The 18,888-nt window shown below is 31.5% G+C and carries 22 protein-coding genes; 15 read left to right on the plus strand and 7 right to left on the minus strand.

Going from position 1 to position 18,888, the window contains the following annotated elements; all coding sequences use genetic code 11:
- Positions 1-3: 3 nt before the first annotated feature.
- On the minus strand, positions 4-465 hold the full coding sequence (locus tag AC2TDS_RS01845) for a hypothetical protein (protein ID WP_484737431.1): 462 nt from the start codon (positions 463-465) through the stop codon (positions 4-6).
- 49 nt (positions 466-514) lie between these two features.
- On the opposite strand from AC2TDS_RS01845, the gene AC2TDS_RS01850 reads away from it, so the two are divergent.
- The 5 genes from AC2TDS_RS01850 to AC2TDS_RS01870 all read left to right on the plus strand — a co-directional run bounded on the left by AC2TDS_RS01850 (position 515) and on the right by AC2TDS_RS01870 (position 3,141).
- Positions 515-1,006, plus strand: a complete 492-nt coding sequence (locus AC2TDS_RS01850; RefSeq protein WP_484737432.1) for a GNAT family N-acetyltransferase — start codon at positions 515-517, stop codon at positions 1,004-1,006.
- A 39-nt stretch (positions 1,007-1,045) separates the two neighbouring features.
- Positions 1,046-1,906, plus strand: coding sequence for a peptide chain release factor N(5)-glutamine methyltransferase (gene prmC / locus AC2TDS_RS01855; protein ID WP_484737433.1), 861 nt, complete (start codon positions 1,046-1,048; stop codon positions 1,904-1,906).
- Positions 1,907-2,141: 235 nt separating this feature from the next.
- Positions 2,142-2,471, plus strand: a complete 330-nt coding sequence (locus AC2TDS_RS01860) for a roadblock/LC7 domain-containing protein (protein WP_484737434.1) — start codon at positions 2,142-2,144, stop codon at positions 2,469-2,471.
- Between the two features lie 43 nt (positions 2,472-2,514).
- Positions 2,515-2,889, plus strand: a complete 375-nt coding sequence (locus AC2TDS_RS01865; protein WP_484737435.1) for a hypothetical protein — start codon at positions 2,515-2,517, stop codon at positions 2,887-2,889.
- 15 nt (positions 2,890-2,904) lie between these two features.
- Positions 2,905-3,141 (plus strand): hypothetical protein, encoded by a 237-nt coding sequence (locus AC2TDS_RS01870; RefSeq protein WP_484737436.1) that lies wholly within the window; start codon positions 2,905-2,907, stop codon positions 3,139-3,141.
- Between the two features lie 5 nt (positions 3,142-3,146).
- Here AC2TDS_RS01870 and AC2TDS_RS01875 read toward each other — a convergent pair whose 3' ends face one another.
- Positions 3,147-4,628, minus strand: a complete 1,482-nt coding sequence (locus AC2TDS_RS01875; RefSeq protein WP_484737437.1) for an aminotransferase-like domain-containing protein — start codon at positions 4,626-4,628, stop codon at positions 3,147-3,149.
- A gap of 134 nt (positions 4,629-4,762) precedes the next feature.
- Here AC2TDS_RS01875 and AC2TDS_RS01880 point away from each other — a divergent pair, with 134 nt between their 5' ends.
- From AC2TDS_RS01880 to AC2TDS_RS01890, 3 genes are all read left to right on the plus strand, one after another.
- Entirely contained in the window at positions 4,763-5,053 is a 291-nt protein-coding gene (locus tag AC2TDS_RS01880) for a DUF1272 domain-containing protein (protein WP_484737438.1), read from the plus strand.
- Between the two features lie 145 nt (positions 5,054-5,198).
- Complete coding sequence (locus AC2TDS_RS01885) at positions 5,199-5,858, plus strand: pyridoxamine 5'-phosphate oxidase family protein (protein ID WP_484737439.1); 660 nt, start codon at positions 5,199-5,201, stop codon at positions 5,856-5,858.
- 41 nt (positions 5,859-5,899) lie between these two features.
- Positions 5,900-6,589 carry a hypothetical protein gene (locus AC2TDS_RS01890; RefSeq protein WP_484737440.1) on the plus strand — a complete coding sequence of 230 codons (690 nt, stop codon included), beginning with the start codon at positions 5,900-5,902 and terminating at the stop codon, positions 6,587-6,589.
- A 41-nt stretch (positions 6,590-6,630) separates the two neighbouring features.
- Here AC2TDS_RS01890 and AC2TDS_RS01895 read toward each other — a convergent pair whose 3' ends face one another.
- A complete protein-coding gene (locus tag AC2TDS_RS01895) occupies positions 6,631-7,968 on the minus strand; it encodes an aspartyl protease family protein (RefSeq protein WP_484737441.1) in 1,338 nt (445 codons plus the stop codon).
- 154 nt (positions 7,969-8,122) lie between these two features.
- Between AC2TDS_RS01895 and AC2TDS_RS01900 the strand changes: the two genes are divergently transcribed.
- Together AC2TDS_RS01900 and murB are read left to right on the plus strand one after the other, a co-directional pair.
- Positions 8,123-9,313 (plus strand): pyridoxal phosphate-dependent aminotransferase, encoded by a 1,191-nt coding sequence (locus AC2TDS_RS01900; RefSeq protein ID WP_484737442.1) that lies wholly within the window; start codon positions 8,123-8,125, stop codon positions 9,311-9,313.
- Positions 9,314-10,321: a UDP-N-acetylmuramate dehydrogenase gene (gene murB, locus AC2TDS_RS01905; protein ID WP_484737443.1), complete on the plus strand. Its 1,008-nt coding sequence runs from the start codon at positions 9,314-9,316 to the stop codon at positions 10,319-10,321.
- Between the two features lie 167 nt (positions 10,322-10,488).
- Here murB and AC2TDS_RS01910 read toward each other — a convergent pair whose 3' ends face one another.
- Genes AC2TDS_RS01910 through AC2TDS_RS01920 form a run of 3 tightly spaced genes read right to left on the minus strand, consistent with a single transcriptional unit; the run spans position 10,489 to position 12,510 of the window.
- The gene (locus AC2TDS_RS01910) at positions 10,489-11,178 is read right to left on the minus strand and encodes an SCO family protein (protein ID WP_484737444.1); all 690 of its coding nucleotides are present in this window, start codon (positions 11,176-11,178) and stop codon (positions 10,489-10,491) included.
- Positions 11,162-11,728 (minus strand): toxin-antitoxin system YwqK family antitoxin, encoded by a 567-nt coding sequence (locus AC2TDS_RS01915; RefSeq protein WP_484737445.1) that lies wholly within the window; start codon positions 11,726-11,728, stop codon positions 11,162-11,164. Before AC2TDS_RS01915 ends, AC2TDS_RS01910 begins: the two co-directional genes overlap by 17 nt.
- 8 nt (positions 11,729-11,736) lie before the next feature.
- Entirely contained in the window at positions 11,737-12,510 is a 774-nt protein-coding gene (locus AC2TDS_RS01920; RefSeq protein ID WP_484737446.1) for a YHYH protein, read from the minus strand.
- A gap of 313 nt (positions 12,511-12,823) precedes the next feature.
- Between AC2TDS_RS01920 and AC2TDS_RS01925 the strand changes: the two genes are divergently transcribed.
- From AC2TDS_RS01925 to lipA, 5 genes are all read left to right on the plus strand, one after another.
- Entirely contained in the window at positions 12,824-13,027 is a 204-nt protein-coding gene (locus AC2TDS_RS01925; protein ID WP_484737447.1) for a membrane or secreted protein, read from the plus strand.
- A 10-nt stretch (positions 13,028-13,037) separates the two neighbouring features.
- Positions 13,038-14,159, plus strand: a complete 1,122-nt coding sequence (locus AC2TDS_RS01930) for a glycosyltransferase (protein ID WP_484737448.1) — start codon at positions 13,038-13,040, stop codon at positions 14,157-14,159.
- On the plus strand, positions 14,132-14,695 hold the full coding sequence (locus tag AC2TDS_RS01935) for an RNA polymerase sigma factor (RefSeq protein ID WP_484737449.1): 564 nt from the start codon (positions 14,132-14,134) through the stop codon (positions 14,693-14,695). Before AC2TDS_RS01930 ends, AC2TDS_RS01935 begins: the two co-directional genes overlap by 28 nt.
- A 113-nt stretch (positions 14,696-14,808) precedes the next feature.
- Positions 14,809-16,026 carry an Nramp family divalent metal transporter gene (locus AC2TDS_RS01940; RefSeq protein WP_484737450.1) on the plus strand — a complete coding sequence of 406 codons (1,218 nt, stop codon included), beginning with the start codon at positions 14,809-14,811 and terminating at the stop codon, positions 16,024-16,026.
- Positions 16,027-16,068: 42 nt separating this feature from the next.
- Entirely contained in the window at positions 16,069-16,938 is an 870-nt protein-coding gene (gene lipA / locus AC2TDS_RS01945; RefSeq protein ID WP_484737451.1) for a lipoyl synthase, read from the plus strand.
- Between the two features lie 995 nt (positions 16,939-17,933).
- On the opposite strand, the gene AC2TDS_RS01950 is transcribed toward lipA, so the two are convergent.
- Positions 17,934-18,854, minus strand: a complete 921-nt coding sequence (locus tag AC2TDS_RS01950; protein ID WP_484737452.1) for a PorP/SprF family type IX secretion system membrane protein — start codon at positions 18,852-18,854, stop codon at positions 17,934-17,936.
- Positions 18,855-18,888: the final 34 nt, after the last annotated feature.

Raw genomic sequence — 18,888 nt, forward strand, 5'->3', positions numbered from 1 at the left:
AGATTATAATTTTATACTTATTTCTGCTGTCTTATCAATCATATAAACATAGGTAAATGCAAACATTTCATACTTCAAACCACCAACAAACCTCATGTTTATTTTTTTTGTAAACAACGAATTTACAAGTCCGCCTAAAATGCCATTATTAGTATTGTTAAAAACTTTTTTTGTAGGAATAGCTACCTTTAAAGGAATCGTAAATTCCTCTCGAGCTGGCACATCAAATTGCTCTGTAACCACATAAGCCACTTCTACCTCATCTACTAGCACTTTTATATTGTCAACGGTTAATTTTCCACCAATATCATTTGGATTTTTAAAATATGCATTCGCCTTAATTTTTATGGTATCAAACTTCATTGACACCAACGCTACATTATCTATTTTGATAAAAACCGGTTTCTTATTCACCGAACATCCTATACTACTGATAATAACTAAAAAAAATAGGATTTTTTTCATTGTTTTTATTGTTTTAGGTAACTTGCTCGTGCAAAAATACTATATTCAAATGACTCCTTCCGATTTTATTATTAGAGAAATTAAACACGAAGACAACCCAGCTTTGGCGGTACTTATTCGAGATGTTTTAGTAGAGTTGAATGTTCCGAAAGTTGGTACTGCTTATGAAGATAAAGCTACAGATCACATGTTTGAAGCCTATCAAAAAGAAAATGCGGCTTACTTTGTTATAGAATATAAAAGTACTATTGTTGGTGGAGCTGGCTTTTCTCAGTTAGATAATTTTGATGGGGATGTTTGTGAATTACAAAAAATGTATTTTTCGCCTAGTATTAGAGGAAAAGGATTGGGTAGCAAACTTATATCGTATTGTTTGAATAAAGCTACAAAAGTTGGATTTAAACATTGTTACTTGGAAACGATGCCTTATATGGATGCCGCCAAGGCTTTATACAAAAAAAATGGTTTTAAAAACATTGATAAGCCAATGGGAAATACTGGCCATTATTCTTGTAATGTTTGGATGCTTAAAGCATTGTAGTAATGCTAACTAAAATTAATCAAATCATACGTTTTTGTAATGACCATTAAAAAATTTAAAGCACTATTCTCTGAAGAGCTTATAAGTATTTATCCAAAAAATGAAATAGATAGTTTTTTCTCTTTCTTGATAGAAGCCTATTTAGGGCTGCAAAGAATCGATGTAGTTTTAACCCCTAGTTTTGAAATAGCCCCGAGTAAAATCAAACTATTACGCGATGCCCTTGATCGTTTGAAAAAAGAAGAGCCAATACAATATATTCTTGGAAAAACTGAATTTTACGGACTTCCTTTTAATGTTAACAAAAACACGTTAATTCCTCGTCCTGAAACCGAAGAATTAGTTGATTGGATTTTACAAGAAACGGCTACTTCAAGTTATTTAGACATCATTGATATAGGTACAGGTACAGGATGCATACCCATCAGCCTAAAAAAGAATTTACCTAATTCAAGAATTTCAGCGATTGATATTTCAGAAGAAGCTTTAAAAGTATCAAAACAAAACGCTATTCTAAACAATGTTGACATAGACTTTATAGAAACCGATATTTTAGCAATTGACGTTTTACCTAAAAAGTATGACATCATTGTTTCCAACCCTCCCTACGTTAGAAACGTAGAGAAACCTGAAATAAAAAATAATGTACTGCGAAACGAACCTCATCTGGCACTATTTGTAGAAGATGATAACCCTTTAATTTTTTATAATAAAATTGCTGATTTGGCTAAAAATCACTTAAAAGACAATGGGTTATTGTTTTTCGAGATAAATCAATACCTCAGCAAGGAAACCATAAAAATGTTAGAAGACAAAGGGTTTACAGATATTGACTTACGAATAGATTTACGCGGTAACGAGAGAATGATAAAAGCTAAAACTATAATAACAAACACGTAAAACCAATGGTTTTCAAAAATAAACCCACAAAATAATAGCTTTTTTAAAAAAAAAGACTATATTTAAATGAGTTTAAATTATAACTTTCCTGCCTTAACTGCTTACCTACAAAAGATTATTTCAGCAATTTTAGACTTTAACATTTAAAAAACACACGATAAACGACAATGCTTTGCGTGGTGAACGCAATGTTTAAATGTAACTATCATTAGATATAAACAATAATCCTAGATTAATGGAAAAATTAAATTTAAAAAGGTTAATTGATGAATCGAAAGCTGATAGTGCATTAATGTTCGATTATAAAGGTCATCTACTTGATTCTTATAGTTTGTCAAATGAAAATAACATTGCAGCAATGGCTATGGTGTTAATAACCATGTCTGAAGAGTTTTTAGAAGATGCATTAAACTCTAAACACTTTAAACAATTGGTATTACAATCAGAACAAGGTTTAGTTGTAATTCATAAATTTAGTAACGATCGTATAATTTGTTTACTAGCTAAAGATTTAACAAAAGCTGCCATGATTAAGTTAGTATTAAAAAAGGCTCTTGTTAAATAAAAGAAGTCGTGGCTCATAATATAATTTTTAATCCCACATTATAATGAAAGAAATCTTAAACGCATTTATCGAAAACGTTAAAAAAAATGTTCCTGGCTTTATTGCTGTTTCAGTTACAGACGTTAGCTCAGGAGAACCCTACGAGTCTTTTTCAGCAAAATCGGATTTTGATCCAAATCTCGCTTCTGCATACAATTTGGAAGTAGTAAAAGCGAAATTAAAAGCTATTGAAGCCCTCGGATTAGATGAAGAAATTAAAGACATTACGATCACACTAACAGGTCAAATACACCTTATCAATGTTTCTCCTAGTGGTGCCTATTTTATCTATTTGGCTGTTGATTCCACCAAGGCAAACTTAGGTATAACAAGAGCCTTGTTAAACAAGCATAAAGTTGCTTTAAACAAAGCTTTATAACATAAATTTTATTTTGTGAAAAATACAAATCATTTAAACATACATCAATCCCTTAAAAAGGACTTGAATAACAAACTAAAGATCTTTAGAAAACTTCGAATTTCTCAAGCTACAAGAGGTAATGTTAAGTCTCACAAAAAAAAAAGAGGCGTTAATTTTATTGATTTGTTATTCAAAGAATACGATAGTATAAATGATTTGTTCAAAGATTTTTCCAATCAGTTTAGAAATAATAAAAGCACTGATACATAGTGCTTTTATTTGTTTAAACTCTGAAATGTTAACTCAAGCTTTCTAACCATCCTATAAATTTCTTCATCAGTATAACTCGCAAAACCTATACGTATGGCATTATGATGTGTCTCCGCCAAATCATATCGTCTCCAATCTCCAATAACCAGCTGTTGTTGTAATGCTTCTTTTTCAACTTGATCCCAAGTATACTTTTGATGTAACGTTACCCATACAGCCATTCCTCCTTTTGGAACTTCAAATTCAAAGTATGCTGATAATTGTTCTTTTAATAACCTACAAAATAGATTGCGCCTATACTCATAAACTTTCATTACTTTTCGTATATGTCTATCCAAATCACCAGATTTTATAAATTCGGCAAAGGTCAACTCTAGTAAGGCATCTCCCTGTCTATCAACATAGCCTCTATATTTTGAAGCTTCATCTACAAACTCTTTATTGGCTATTAAATACCCAATTCTAAATACTGGAGCCACGGTTTTACAAACAGAACCTATATAAACTACATTGTCGTTAATATCATGACTTGCTAGCGGTAAAATAGGCGCGTGATTATAATTAAAATCATAATCATAATCGTCTTCTATAATGGCAAAATGATATGTTTTTGCTAAATTGAGTAAGTGTAATCTTCTTTCCGCTGACAAGGTAACAGTGGTAGGGTGATGATGATGAGATGTTACATATACTGCCTTAATGTCTTGAATTCTGCATATATTTTCTAGCTCTTCAGTACATATACCTTCTGCATCTACAGAAACTCGAAGTATCGTAGCATTCCTCTGTAAAAAGGTAATATCTGCTGAAGCATAATTAGTAGAGCCAACTACAATGAAATCATTTTCCCTCAAAAGTAACTGAGCACTGAGCCATATTCCCATTTGACTTCCTCTAGTTATCAATATGTTTTGCTTTGTTATATTTAATCCTCTTGTGCTATTTAAATAATCCACTAAAACGTTTCTTAATGTCTCATTTCCATAGGTTGATCCATACGATAAATGTAAATAACTATTCTTTTTACTTGCTATTTTTCTGTAAATACGTCCAATTTCAACAGTTGGAGTCAAACGAGTATCAGAAATTCCATCATTGATAAAAAACATATTCTTTTCTTTGGTAGTGTCTTTAACACTCAATAATTTATCTGTATAAAAAGAAAAGCCTTTATTGTTCCCGTTCCTTTTAACCTCTTCACTACTGGTAAAATCTTGATGACGTAACACCGGTAAATCATTTTTTATAAACGTGCCTATTTTCGGAATTGATTCAACCCATCCTTGCAATTCCAATTCTTCATAACAAGCCACCACTGTTTTTCTATGAATATTTAATAAATCAGAAAGAATTCTGCTTCCTGGTAACTTTGTCTTTGCAGGTAATTTTCCTTCCTTTATATAATACATAAACTGATTAGCCAATTGTACGTAAATGGGGTGGTTGGTATTTCTCTTAATGGTAAAACTGGTTTTATACGGAAACATCTGGACTCTTATTTATTTTGATTCTGGACTAATATAATAGTCCATAAATATAATACATTTGAATGGTGAATTGTTGCGAAACGACAAACTAATAACTAAAAAACTTTGATAAACTCTACCTATAAAAATGCATCATGTTAGAAATACGACCCAATTGCGAACATTGTGGTAAAGACTTACCCAACACCTCTACTGAAGCTTTCATTTGTTCTTTTGAATGCACTTATTGCAAAAAATGTGCTTTGGAAATATTTGAAAATGTTTGCCCTAGTTGTTTTGGAAATTTTGTTCAACGACCTATAAGACCCATCGCATCTCTTATGAATCACCCTGCTTCAGAAATACGGGTATATTCCCCTAAGAAAATTAAAAAAATACAAGAACAAATTAACACTTACAAAAACGTCTCACCATCTTCTAGATAAGCTCATGACATGATAAATAAAAGCGTCATAATTAGCAATATAAATGAAATGATGAGTTAAACATTGAAACTTCATCATGGGTATATAGACAGCTAAGAAACCTATAAAACTCAAAAATTAAATAATCACGAAACAAAACTGAAATATGAAAGAATACACTACTTCAAAATTAAACAGAATTAAGAGAGGAGCTAAAAGGGCCACTTATGATAAAGATAAAATACATGCAATTCTAGATGATGCTTTCACTGGTTATGTAAGCTATATGTATGAAGACAATGCTATTTCAATTCCAATGGCTTATGGAAGAAATGATGATAAAATATATTTGCACGGTTCTAGTGCCAACAGAATCCTATTATCATTATTAAAAACAGGTAAAATGAGCATCACCGTAACACATTTAGACGCCTTAATTTTAGCGAGATCAGGGTTTCATCACTCTGTAAATTATAGGTCGGCAACACTCTTTGGAACTCTCAAGAAAATAGACGATTCTCATGAAAAGGAAGATGCTTTAAAGTGTATCATGGATCATATGATTCCAGACAGATGGGAAACATTAAGAGCCATGAATACAAAAGAATTAAACCAAACCTTAGTTGTTGAAATGACCATCCAAACTGCCTCTGCAAAAATTAGAGATGTAGGTGTTAATGATGAACCTGAAGATGAAAATCTCGCCATTTGGGCTGGTGTAGTTCCTATAAAACAACAAGTAGGATATCCAATTCCTGATGATAAATTGTTAGAAGACATTCAAATACCCAAGCATGTATTGAATTATTATAATGACCATAAGTAGCGTTCAAAAAAATAATAGCTTAGCAGAACGAAATACATTACATGAACAAGTTTTTAAAAACATCAGGAGCTATTCTAGCTATTTTAGTGCTAATTGTAACTTTATTTTATTATCAAAATAATGAAACTCTACCAAAAGGACATGAAGGTATCGAAGCGGATAGCTTGGCCTATAAAATGTTAAAATCTCTAAATTATAAAGCCTATGAAAATACGCGTTTTTTAGAATGGAGTTTTAGAGGTAATCACTTTTATAAGTGGGATCGATTATTACACAAAGTAGAAGTGTCTTGGAACGAGAATAAAGTGATCTTATTCACAAAAGAACCAGAAAAAAGCATGGTGTTTGTAGGCCATAAAAAAGTACCAAATGCTAAACTTATAGAAAAAGCTACTCGTTATTTTAATAACGATAGCTTTTGGTTAATAGCGCCTTATAAAGTTTTTGATTCAGGGGTAAAAAGAAGCATTGTAGATTATCAAGGAAAAAAAGCGTTGTTAATTACCTATACTACCGGTGGTTCTACTCCTGGAGATTCATACTTATGGGTTCTCGATAAAAACGAAAAACCTATATACTACAAAATGTGGGTTTCTATCATTCCTATTGGAGGCCTTAAAGCTTCATGGAATAACTGGATCACTACTGAATCAGGAGCTATGTTACCTTCCAAACACCAGCTTATTATCGGAACGCTTAATTTAGGCGAAGTAAAGGGCTTTAACCGGTAATGTATAGATCATATCGTTAAAAACACTCTCTAACTACTCCGCTATATTCTCTGTTCTAATCTAAACTTAAATTTTAACTCAACAACACCTCTCTTAACAGTTATTGCAATCTTCTTATTAGGTTTTGTTTGAAATAAACTCGAGATGCTCTCTAAGGAATATTCATGAGCCGCAATTCCATTAATTCTTTGAATCACATCACCTTTCATCAGCCCTGCCCTATCAGCAGGTGAATCTTTCAATACGTAATTTATGCTATATAATGGTTTAAACCTATATACAAAACTGGTTACAAAGTGTATCACCTTCGATGAAGAGTCACCACTTTCACCATAATCGCTAGTCAAGTTAAAACCTTTATTCTTTCGTTCCTTAATGAGCTTCATACCGTTATAAACAACTTCCAATCCACTCATATTATAATAAAACCCCTTTTTCAATGAAGTTACTTTTTTCAAGGTGATTCTTTTATTGGGATAATCGATCCAAACTTTAAATCTTTTTAAAATACCTCCACCAATACTTCCGTTTCTTTTCCTAAATTTTCTTGCTTTTAATGTTGATAAAGTATCTAAAAATGAAACTGTTGGTTTTTCAACAAGATATTTCCCTATGGAAACATTTGGTATCCGAGTTCTTTTACCATAGATAACCCCACTCAATCCTACTCCTAAAACATCCACAAAAAACTTTTCTGGGGATATTAGTTCTTGCTCTGTTCCTTCAAACAACCACAAGGCATCACTTCCTCCCGAATCAACTAGCATTTTCACTTGTTTTTTACTATGCTTTGTAGAATCAATTTGAACAGAAATATCTACATAAGGTTTATTATTATAAAACTCTAAGTCTAACTTTTCACATGATCGGCATTTAGGTTCTTTAAATCTATTAGGTTTGTAAAACGTAAGCTTTTTTCTTAAATAATCAATTTTTAGTACTACATCTTTTAACAAATCATACCCGATAATTCCGTGAATAGTTATTCCCATTTTTGAAGACAACTGAAACGTATCATCCAAAATAATATAGATGCTTTGATTTGAGCCCAAAATGGTATTCACTTTTATATTGTTGTTTTTTGAAAGTATTGCATCCACAGGCTTCCCCTCCCCTAATCCGCCAATTAATAATTTCTTTGAATTATTTAGAACAAGGCTATCTCTTTTTGTTAAGTTGAAAATTATGGTTTTATTAACTCCTGTATCTAGAATAAAAGAAAGCGCTCTTCCATTAATTGAAATAGGAAATACAATGAGGTTATTAATTAACTTAAAATCAACCTCTACTTTAGTAGAATGATTGAGAAATCTAAATTTTGACTGTGCCTCTAGACGTAAAAGACTGAATAATAATAGTAATAGTAGTGTTTTTTTCAAAAAAAATATTTTAAGGGAGAAGTAAGATAATACTATTTTTTTATAAAATAAAATTACAAAGCTATTCACCCTCTATTTTTTAATCAAAAACAAGTCTAATTTGTCAAATTTATTTTGCAAATTTGCCTTATAAACAACTAATAATTTTATAAAAATGCCATCAATTTCTATTAAAGGAAATTCAATGCCTCAATCGCCAATAAGGAAACTGGTTCCTTACGCAGAGGCTGCCAAAAAAAATGGAACTAAAGTATTTCATTTAAATATTGGTCAACCTGATATTAAAACCCCTCAAGTTGCCCTTGATGCGGTAAAAAATAATGCGATAGAAGTATTATCATATGCAAGGTCTGAAGGCTCTGAAGAATATAGAGAAAAACTTGCCACTTATTATGCTAAAAATAATATTCAGGTTTCTGCCGATAATATTGTTGCAACCACAGGTGGCTCTGAGGCTTTATTGTTTACCATTGGTAGTATTACTGATCCGGAAGACGAAATCATAATTCCAGAACCTTTTTATGCGAATTACAATGGTTTCTCAACTGCCTCAGGAGTAAAAGTTGTTCCTGTTATTTCTAAAATAGAAGATAATTTTGCCTTACCTGCTATTGAAGATTTTGAAAAGCTAATTACGCCTAAAACCAAAGCAATATTAATCTGTAACCCTGGGAACCCAACAGGTTATTTGTATTGTCAAGAAGAAATTGAAAAGTTAAAACAAATTGTTTTAAAGCATGATTTGTTTTTAATTGCTGATGAAGTGTATCGTGAGTTTACCTATGATGGAGAAAAACATAACTCTGTAATGGCATTAGAAGGATTGGACAACCACGCTATTATGATCGATTCTGTTTCTAAGCGTTACAGTATGTGTGGTGCAAGAATCGGATGCATAGTTTCTAAGAATGAAGAATTTATTCATACGGCTATAAAATTTGCTCAGGCACGGTTAAGTCCACCAACATATGCTTTATTGGCTAGTGAAGCTGCTCTAGAAACTCCTCAAAGCTACTTTGATGAAGTTATAGAGGAATACGAGGAACGCAGAAATACATTAATCAATGAATTGCAAAAAATTGAAGGAGTTAAAGTAGCAAAACCTAAAGGAGCTTTTTATTGTATTGCCGAATTACCTGTAGAAAATTCAGAAGATTTTGCGCAGTGGATACTTGAGAAGTTTAACCATAATAACGAAACAGTTATGGTGGCTCCAGCTGGAGGTTTCTATTCTACGAACGGAGAAGGGAAAAATCAGGTGAGAATAGCGTATGTGTTAAACAAAACAGATTTAAAGCGTTGCGTAGAAATAATAAGAATAGCACTAGAACAATACAATAATTAATTGAAGATACTTCAAAACATATCTCTAAAAGAATACAATACGTTTGGCATTCATGTTGTTGCCAAACGTTTTGTTTCTGTTGATTCCATAAGTAAGTTACAGGAACTGATAAAAATAGAACCCACTGTTTTTCTTATCAGTGGAGGTAGTAATATGCTTCTTACTAAAGATATTGAAAAACTAGTTGTGCATATCAACTTAAAAGGAATTTCAATTGACAAGGAGAATGAAAATGCTGTGTATGTAACAGTGAATGCCGGCGAAAACTGGCACGAGTTTGTGTTGTGGTGTATTTCTCAAAATTACGGAGGTATTGAAAATTTATCCTTGATTCCTGGTTATGTTGGTACTTCTCCCATTCAAAACATAGGAGCCTACGGAGTTGAAGTAAAAGATGTCATCACAAAAGTAGAAGCTTTAGATATTAAAACGAATAGATTAGTGTCTTTTTCTAATAGCGACTGTGAGTTTGGATATCGAAACTCTATTTTTAAAAACAAGGGTAAAAATTCATATATAATTACAGCCGTTAGCTTCAAGCTTTCCAAAAACAAGCATCTGCTCAACACCTCTTACGGTGCTATTGAAAATGAATTGCAAAAGAGGAATATTAATACGCCTACAATTAAAGATATTTCGGATGTTGTAATTAGTATCCGAGAAGCTAAATTACCAGACCCGAAAAAAATCGGAAACAGCGGTAGCTTTTTTAAAAATCCTGTGATTTCGAAAACGCATTACCTAGAACTTCAACAACAGTATCTCACTATACCTCATTATAAAGTTTCGGAAACTGAGGTTAAAGTTCCTGCAGGATGGTTAATTGAGCATAGCGGATTTAAAGGCAAGCGTTTTGGTGATTACGGAGTTCACGAAAAACAGGCACTTGTTTTAGTAAACTATAACAACGCCTCTGGCAAAGATATTTATGAACTAGCATTAGCTATTCAAAACACGATTAAAGAAAAGTTTTCTATTCATTTAGAAATAGAAGTAAACATTATTTAAAATGTTCTTCTATCATTATGTACAAGAGTAATAGGAATTAAACTAACGGTACTATTATAAAAGTAATTTTTAATAAAACTGGCAACATTTACAAATAATCTCATCATATTAGTTTTATGGGTTATCTGTATTATACGACACCGAATAACCACTAAAGTCACTAATGGTTATACCTTTTCTTTTTTCAATATCTTTATATGACGAATCAATCTTTCAGTATCAAAAGCCAAGGTTCCATTATACACCCCTCGAATTCTTCCTAATTTATCTATCAACAGAAAATTTTCGGTATGGATAAATGCATTTTTATCTTGCGTTTTAACAAAATCTTCATCTGCAAAATACGCCATTCTAGCTAAATTATAAATTTCATCTTTGTCACCTGTAACTAGGTTCCATTTATCAGAAATAACCTGATGATCATTTGCGTAACGTTTTAAAACAGGAACGGAATCTTTTGTAGGCATGACGGTGTGAGATAATAATAGTACTTCATTATCATGTTCAAATTCATCTTGAAGTCTACTCATGTTTTTTGCAAGAATTGGGCAAATACCAGGACAACTAACAAAGAAAAAATTAGCTACATAAATTTTACCTTCGTAAGTCTTTTTGGTGATTTTTCTTCCATCTTGATTGATTAAATTAAAATCTGGTATGGTATGAATATTTTTGTAAACCTTAGCTTCTTTATCTATCCATTCAGGTGTAAATTCTGAAGAATTAAAAAACGGTAAGCTTATTTCTTCACCTATTCTCTTCTCTGATTTACATGAAATCAACAAGTTTATAACTAAAACAAATAATAGCCAACCTACAAATTGTTCTATCCTTATAAATCTACTCAGTTTCTTCATTTATCGTATTTACTGTATAACATTTTTTTAATCCTATTACTCCAAAACGCTCTCCGTTTTTAGTCACAAAGTTTGCTTTAAGTTTACCGTTGTACTGCCATATTTTTTGAGTTCCTTCTTCTCTTCCATTTTCGTAATGAAAGGCTTTACATTGTTGTCCATTTTTATACCATTCATTTGCCGCTCCCTGATGTTCCCCTCGATCATTAAAGTGATACTCAAATCGCAATTGACCATTATTCCACCATCCTTTATGAATTCCTGATTTATTTCCTTTTGTATAAAACCGTTCTTCCGCCACTAACCCATTTTTATACTTTTTCACTTCCTTTCCATGTTTTTTCCCTTTCACATAGGAAATACTATGGGTTGTTTTATTTACTTCATCAAATGATAATAAAATTCCTGTAAATGGATTATTTTTATACATCAAACTACCATTTTTAATGTTAAATTTATCTTTTTCATATAAAACATACAGCTGTTCAACATTTTCATGCCTACAAGAAAAACTAGCCATCAACAAAAAAAACAACAGTACTTTTTTCATAAAATTATCTATTGACTGATATTACCTGCGGTACCATAATAGCCATTTCCATTAATATATGGATCATCAGTAGTAATATGATAATGATAGATTCCGTCAGGAAAATCAGTGGTAGCTGATATATGACCATGGTAAACATCCAGGTCATCGCTAGTAATAGTTCCACCATTCTCTAGCGGGCCATATACCGGGAAACCATCTGCTAATAACCCTAAGAAACTCCCTTTTCCTAAACTACTAGTAAGAAATAGAGGTTCCTGATGATAATGGTATTGTCCAGTATTTTGAGGATGGCCTAAGTATTGATCAAACGAATCAATTTCATCAGTTAATGGTTGATTATTAGGGCCAGCATATTGATTGTAAAAAGGAACACCATTTAAAGAAATCCCGATAGGCCCTAAAGGTGTTGCCCCTTTATTAGTTGCTTCTTTTGGATATAAAGGGATTCTGAATGTGATGTTTTGAGTCTGAATACTATTAGGGTTTTGATTCCAATTCGGATTCGATCCGTTATAGGCTTCATATAATGTATGATCTTGATCCCAATACGGACTTTTATGATTGGGTAATCCATTGGTCGTTATTTCAACATAATCACCATTAACGGCATATGATAATCCATCAACATCATCAAATTTGGATACAATAACACTGATATCATAAACAGTTTCATTAATAGGTTCTTCTGTTTGTGAATCTGCTCCTTCATTATCTGAATTACAAGCTGAAATAAATAATAATGCAGTAAATATTCCTAGTACTGTGTTAAAATTCTTCATGAGTATATCGTTTTAAATTATGACAAATTTCATTCAACGTTTTTTATCTAAATTGGCTAAATTCAGCAAACATAAAATCAATACAATCAATTTTATTTTAAAATTGCCTACAGTATACTTATCTAAGGTATAACATCCAAAGCTATGACACTGTATAATATGTTTTACTGGTAAGACCTAAAAAAACAAAAAAAGTTTAAAACCAGAGATGATTTTTTTTCAATTAATGGCACGATTATGTATTTTTAGACTATATGGCTATAGATAGCCTTCTCTTTTAGTATCTTTGCAATATAATTTATTTCCTACTATAATGAAATTAGTTTTTGTAACAATTGGTTTATTGGCACTTGCTTTTGCAGGTATTGCTATTAAGATATGGGCTAAAAAGGATGGTGAATTTGCAGGCACTTGTGCAAGTCAAAATCCAATGTTAAATAAAAGTGGTGAAACTTGTGGTTTTTGTGGAAAAACACCAGACCAATTTGATTCTTGTAATGACTCATCTCACAGCTAATTAACCATATATGATTTTTACTCTGCTTTTCTACATATTTGTAGCAGTTGCGGTTATACAAGTTACCTATTATATTGCCTTTTCAACTGTTGCTTTTACCAAAGAAAGAGAATTAAAAATAGCAAACGACAAACCTGTTTCAATCATTGTTTATGTAAAAAACAGTGCTACTGCCCTATCAAAAAATTTACCTTCAATAATTGATCAAAATTTCTCTGATTTGGAAATAGTTTTGGTCAATCATTCCTCTACCGATCATAGCCTAGAAATCATGGAGGAATTCGAAAATAAAAACGCCAATATAAAAATTGTAAACATTGTAAATACTGAAGCTTTTTGGGATAACAAAAAATATGCACTTACTTTAGCTATAAAGGCAGCAAAAAATGAACACTTATTGTTTACCGATATAAACTCTAAACCTCTTTCTAAAAACTGGGTGAGTGAAATGTGCAATGCTTTCTCTAACGAAAAAACCATTGTAATTGGTCATAAAAAACTCGTATCAAAGAAATATTCCTTTCCTAATCTTTTTGTACGATTTTCAAATGCGCTTACCACCATTAAAATGTTTTCTTTCGCTAAACTTGGTACTCCCTACAAGGCCTATAAAAATAACTTTGCTTTTACAAAAAGTGTTTTTTTTAACGTAAACGGTTTTATACAACATATGAATATTCCACTAGGAGAATATGATTTATTTTTGAAAGATGCCAGTACTACGAAAAATACGGCTGTGATTGTTACTTATGATAGCTTTGTAACAGAAGCAACGCCCGTTTCATTAAAGGATTATTTTATAGAACAACAGCAACAGGCTGCTTTATTTCCTAACTATAGTCTTAAAAATCGCTTTCTTTTATCTTTTTTTAATTTTACTAAAGTATTGTTCTACTTAGTTGCTATCTTTGTTATATCCTTAGATTGGGAACTGACATTACCTATAGTAGTACTATATTTTTTGATTCAATACATCATAATAGGTAAATCAATAAGAAAGTTAAACGAACAAAAACTAGTCTATTTTTTACCAATATTAGACGTTTGTTATGCTTTGTTTTTGATTTTTATATTTCTTGCAAACAAAACAGCGACACCTTTGACTTGGAAAGAGAGAAGAAAGCAATATTAGAACATATAAAACAAGCAAAAAACGGGAATCAAATTTCCTTTAATTTCCTGCTAGACCATTTTTGGGGGAACGTGTATCTATTTCAACTTAAAAAGTCGAAAAATGAAAATGATGCAGAAGATATTACCATACAAACCTTTTCAAAAGCCTTTGCTAAAATTGATTCATTCAATGAAGAATATCAATTTAAAACTTGGTTAATTGCTATTTCTAAAAATGTTTATATTGACTTTATACGAAAGAAAAACGCTTCTATATCCATTAAAACTACAAATGAAAAGGAAGAAGAAGCCTTTGACGTAATAGATAATGCCCCTTCTCCTGAAGATAAAATTATCACTAAACAAAACTTGGCAAAGTTATTACGTGATATAAAACAACTAAAACCTAAATATCAAGAAGTCATTAATTTAAGATACTTTCAAGAACTTAGCTACAAGGAAATTTCACAGAAAATTAATGAACCGATGAATAATGTAAAGGTAAAATTACTAAGAGCCAAAAAGTTGTTAGCAGAAATAATTAAAAAATCTTAAAAAGGTAGTGATACTTCACAAAGTATCATCTTAAAATAAACTTTACTCACTTTATTCATTAAAATTATATTTTTTAACTAAATTTAGCGTGATTTTAATTCCCTATAAAAATCATGAAAAAAGCGTTTTCTTCTTTAGGACCTGGATTATTGTTTGCTGGTGCAGCTATTGGTGTTTCTCATTTAGTACAATCAACCCGTGCGGGTGCAGAATTTGGTTTTGGTTTACTATGGGCTTTAGTACTCGTTCACCTGTTTAAATACCCTTTCTTTCAATTTGGACCGAGGTACGCAAGTGCTACAGGTGAAACCTTATTAGATGGATATCGAAAGTTAGGTAAAGGTGTTTTGGTGTGTTATTATGTTTTAAATTTTGCTACGATGTTTACCATACAAGCGGCCGTAACAATCGTAACCGCAGGATTGGCTTCTCATTTATTTGGGTTTACCAACGACTTAGTCATATGGTCTGGTATTATCACAATTATAAGCTTTACTATTTTAGTGTTTGGCAGGTATAAACTGCTTGACAATTTAATGAAATACATTATTGTTATACTAACCTTTAGTACAATCGTTGCAGTTCTCGTTGCTATTTTTAGCACTAACAAAGGATTTACATTTACACAGATTATTCCCTCTGGCGTAGGTGAAATAACATTTTTAATTGCTTTCCTTGGATGGATGCCTGCACCTCTTGACGTTTCGATATGGCATTCACTGTGGTCTGTTGAAAAAGATAAAACAACCTTTCAAAAAATACAACCCAAACAAGCTATTTTTGACTTTAACATCGGTTATATCGGTACGTTATTTTTAGGAGTTTGTTTTGTTATACTCGGCGCGATGGTTATGTATAAATCTGGAGAAACATTTTCAAGTAAAGGAACTGTTTTTGCTTCGCAACTAATTAATTTATATACTAAAAATTTAGGAGAGTTTGCACACGTATTTATAGGTGTTGCCGCTTTTACCACTATGTTTAGTACTACTTTGACCACTTTAGATGCCTCGCCTAGAGCCATGACTAAAACCTCTTCATTACTTTTTAATAAAAAAATCAACTTATCTTATTGGTTTTGGATGTTTATTTTGGCAGGAGGCACCTATATTATTTTAAAATACTTCATGTCTGACATGGGTCTTTTGGTTAAAATAGCCACTGTTTTATCTTTTTTAACAGCGCCTTTTTATGCTATTTTAAATTATATACTAATTACTGGAAAGCACACTCCTGAAAAATATAGGCCCAAAAAAGAATTAAAAATACTAAGTATTAGCGGTATTGTTTTCCTCATTATGTTTAGTGTTTGGTTTTTACTTAATTTCTAAATCTTTTCTTCGTAAATTTGCCTTTCAATTTATATTATAAAGATGGTAAACGAATCCGTAACGCTTCCTCAAAGACCCAAAAAGCCAAAATGGTTGCGAGTAAAATTACCTGTTGGTAAGAAATATACAGAATTACGTGGGTTGGTAGATAAATACAAATTGAACACAATTTGTACCAGTGGTAGCTGTCCTAACATGGGTGAATGTTGGGGAGAAGGTACTGCTACTTTTATGATTTTAGGGAATGTATGTACCCGTTCATGTGGTTTTTGCGGCGTAAAAACTGGAAGACCCGATACGGTTGAATGGGATGAACCAGAAAAAGTAGCGCGCTCCATTAAATTAATGAAAGTAAAACACGCTGTAATTACTTCGGTTGATAGGGATGATTTGAAAGATGGTGGCTCTATCATTTGGGCCGAAACCGTTGACGCCATAAGAAGGGCAAATCCAAGTACAACTTTAGAAACCTTAATACCTGATTTTCAAGGAAACGAAAAACTGATCGATAGAATTATCAAAGTTCATCCTGAAGTAGTATCACATAATATGGAAACTGTTCGCCGTTTAACACGTGAAGTTCGTATTCAAGCAAAATATGATCGAAGTTTGGGGGTTTTAAAGTACCTGAAAGAACAAGGAATGAGAACGAAGTCTGGAATGATGTTAGGTTTAGGAGAAACCGAAGATGAAGTTATTCAAACCATGGAAGATTTAAGAAGCGTAGGACTAGATGTTATAACTATAGGTCAATATTTACAACCTACCAAAAAACATTTACCCGTTAAGCAGTTTATAACTCCAGATCAATTTAAAAAATATGAAACCTTAGGTTTAGAAATGGGCTTTATGTATGTTGAGAGTGGTGCTTTAGTGCGCTCTTCGTATAAAGCACATAAACATGCTATCTAACTTAACACACCATTGTGAATTAATTAACTTTTTAACACATAAACGTTAATTAATTGCAAAATACACAAATAACAACTAATTATAATTTTATTATTTATAATTTTGGCACAGAGTTTGAAAATAAAAAACTGCAAACAGCAAGTTTGTTTTCATTGTGTAAATTATTTGAATTAGTTGATTAACAAAAAACCCACTTGTGCGAGTGGGTTTTTTATTTTAGTGAATTATCCTTTTCTTTATGTTATACCATTTACCAATCATAAGTGTTTATGATAAATACCAATCTATAGGTAGAGCACAAGCATGAATGCAAGGAAATGATTTCACCTAAAATTCGGTATGAAATAGAACTATAACACCTATTTTCTTTATTAAAATACTTTTAAAACTTGTTACCTGTACTCCACACTCCATAACCAACTCCACAAAAATGTTTACCCCAGTAAAGATTGCTTAACTTTCGGAATTACTGCTGAAGCTTAGGTGAACTTCTACACTTGAGCTGTTTTACTAAATAGCTAATGTGTTGCTTAGGATTATACTATGTATGAATATGATCTGAGCTTACAACTCCTTTTAAAATCAATACATTTTCTGGATCGGAAACTTGCATTAGTAAACGCCTACATCGTTCTTGTATATCTACTTTCAATACCTAATGATCATACTTGGTCACCCAAACCAAATAATTCATTTACCATTTTCTTTTACAGTAAATTCAAACAATAACGGGTATAACTGAAAGTGCTGCAATAAAATCGTAGGGTTTTACCCCCATAATTAAGACCAATAATACAAAAAGGAATATTCAAATTTTGAATATTCCTTTTTGTATTCTAACTTTCTACAATCCTATATTTTACAGGACACTCCAAATATTTTGGAGCCTATTTGTCATAATTTCTAATAGAGATTACCTTATACCAATTTAACTTTCTAATGGCGTATAATTAAATGGGTATGCTATACATCTATTTTTCAGTAAAATACCTTATTTAAAAGCTTATATATCGTTTTCCTCTAGAAGTTTTTTTACTTTTATTATTAAAAAAAATTTTCAGGATTAATTCGTGAGTACTACCACTAAATTGACTAATATCTGAAGTATCCCTTTCAAAAGCATATCCTAATCTAAAAGAATCTAAAAACTCAAAAGTTAAAAAACCAGTAAAACTATCATCTAAACGATAATTAGCTCCTAATTCAAATCTCTTTCTAAACATAGTTGACAACGATAAATCTATTGATACTGGAGCACCTGACACAAATCTTGATAATAAAGAAGGCCTTAGAGTAAATTGATCATTCAAAGTAAATTCATAGCCTCCTCCAACATAAAAATGTATTTCATCTGATGCCATAATAGGCACTAAACCATCTTTTTCATATCTATCAGCTTTAAATAAAGTAGGTGCAGAAACAGATACATAATATTTTTCTCCTTGTAGGTAGAATCCAACACCTGCATTTGGTGTAAAATTATTAACATTTTCTGCAAATAAAGGATCATCGCTAGATAATCCTGCTAAATCTATATTAATAAAACTACCTCCTGCTTTTAATCCTAGAAATAAATCCAATTCTTCTGAAAGCTTTAACCTATAAGAAAAATCAAGATACAAATGTGTTTCAGATGACACAAATACTTTATCGGAAACAATAGTTAAACCTGCCCCTAAATTATTCATAATAGGAGAATTAACGTTAAAGTTAAGTATTTGTGGTGAATTTTGAATTTTAATCCATTGATTCCGTACACCAAACAAAAACTCAGTATCTCCGCTTACGCCTGCATAAGCTGGATTAATTATATTTCTATTGTATTGATATAAACTAAAGTGAGGGTCTTGTTGGGCATTAGCTTGTACTATAAATGATAAGAATAGTACAAAAAATATATAATGTAATTTTTTCATGTTTTAAGTATTTTTTGTTGTTGTAATTTAAGAA

Source organism: Tenacibaculum profundicola (assembly GCF_057220795.1).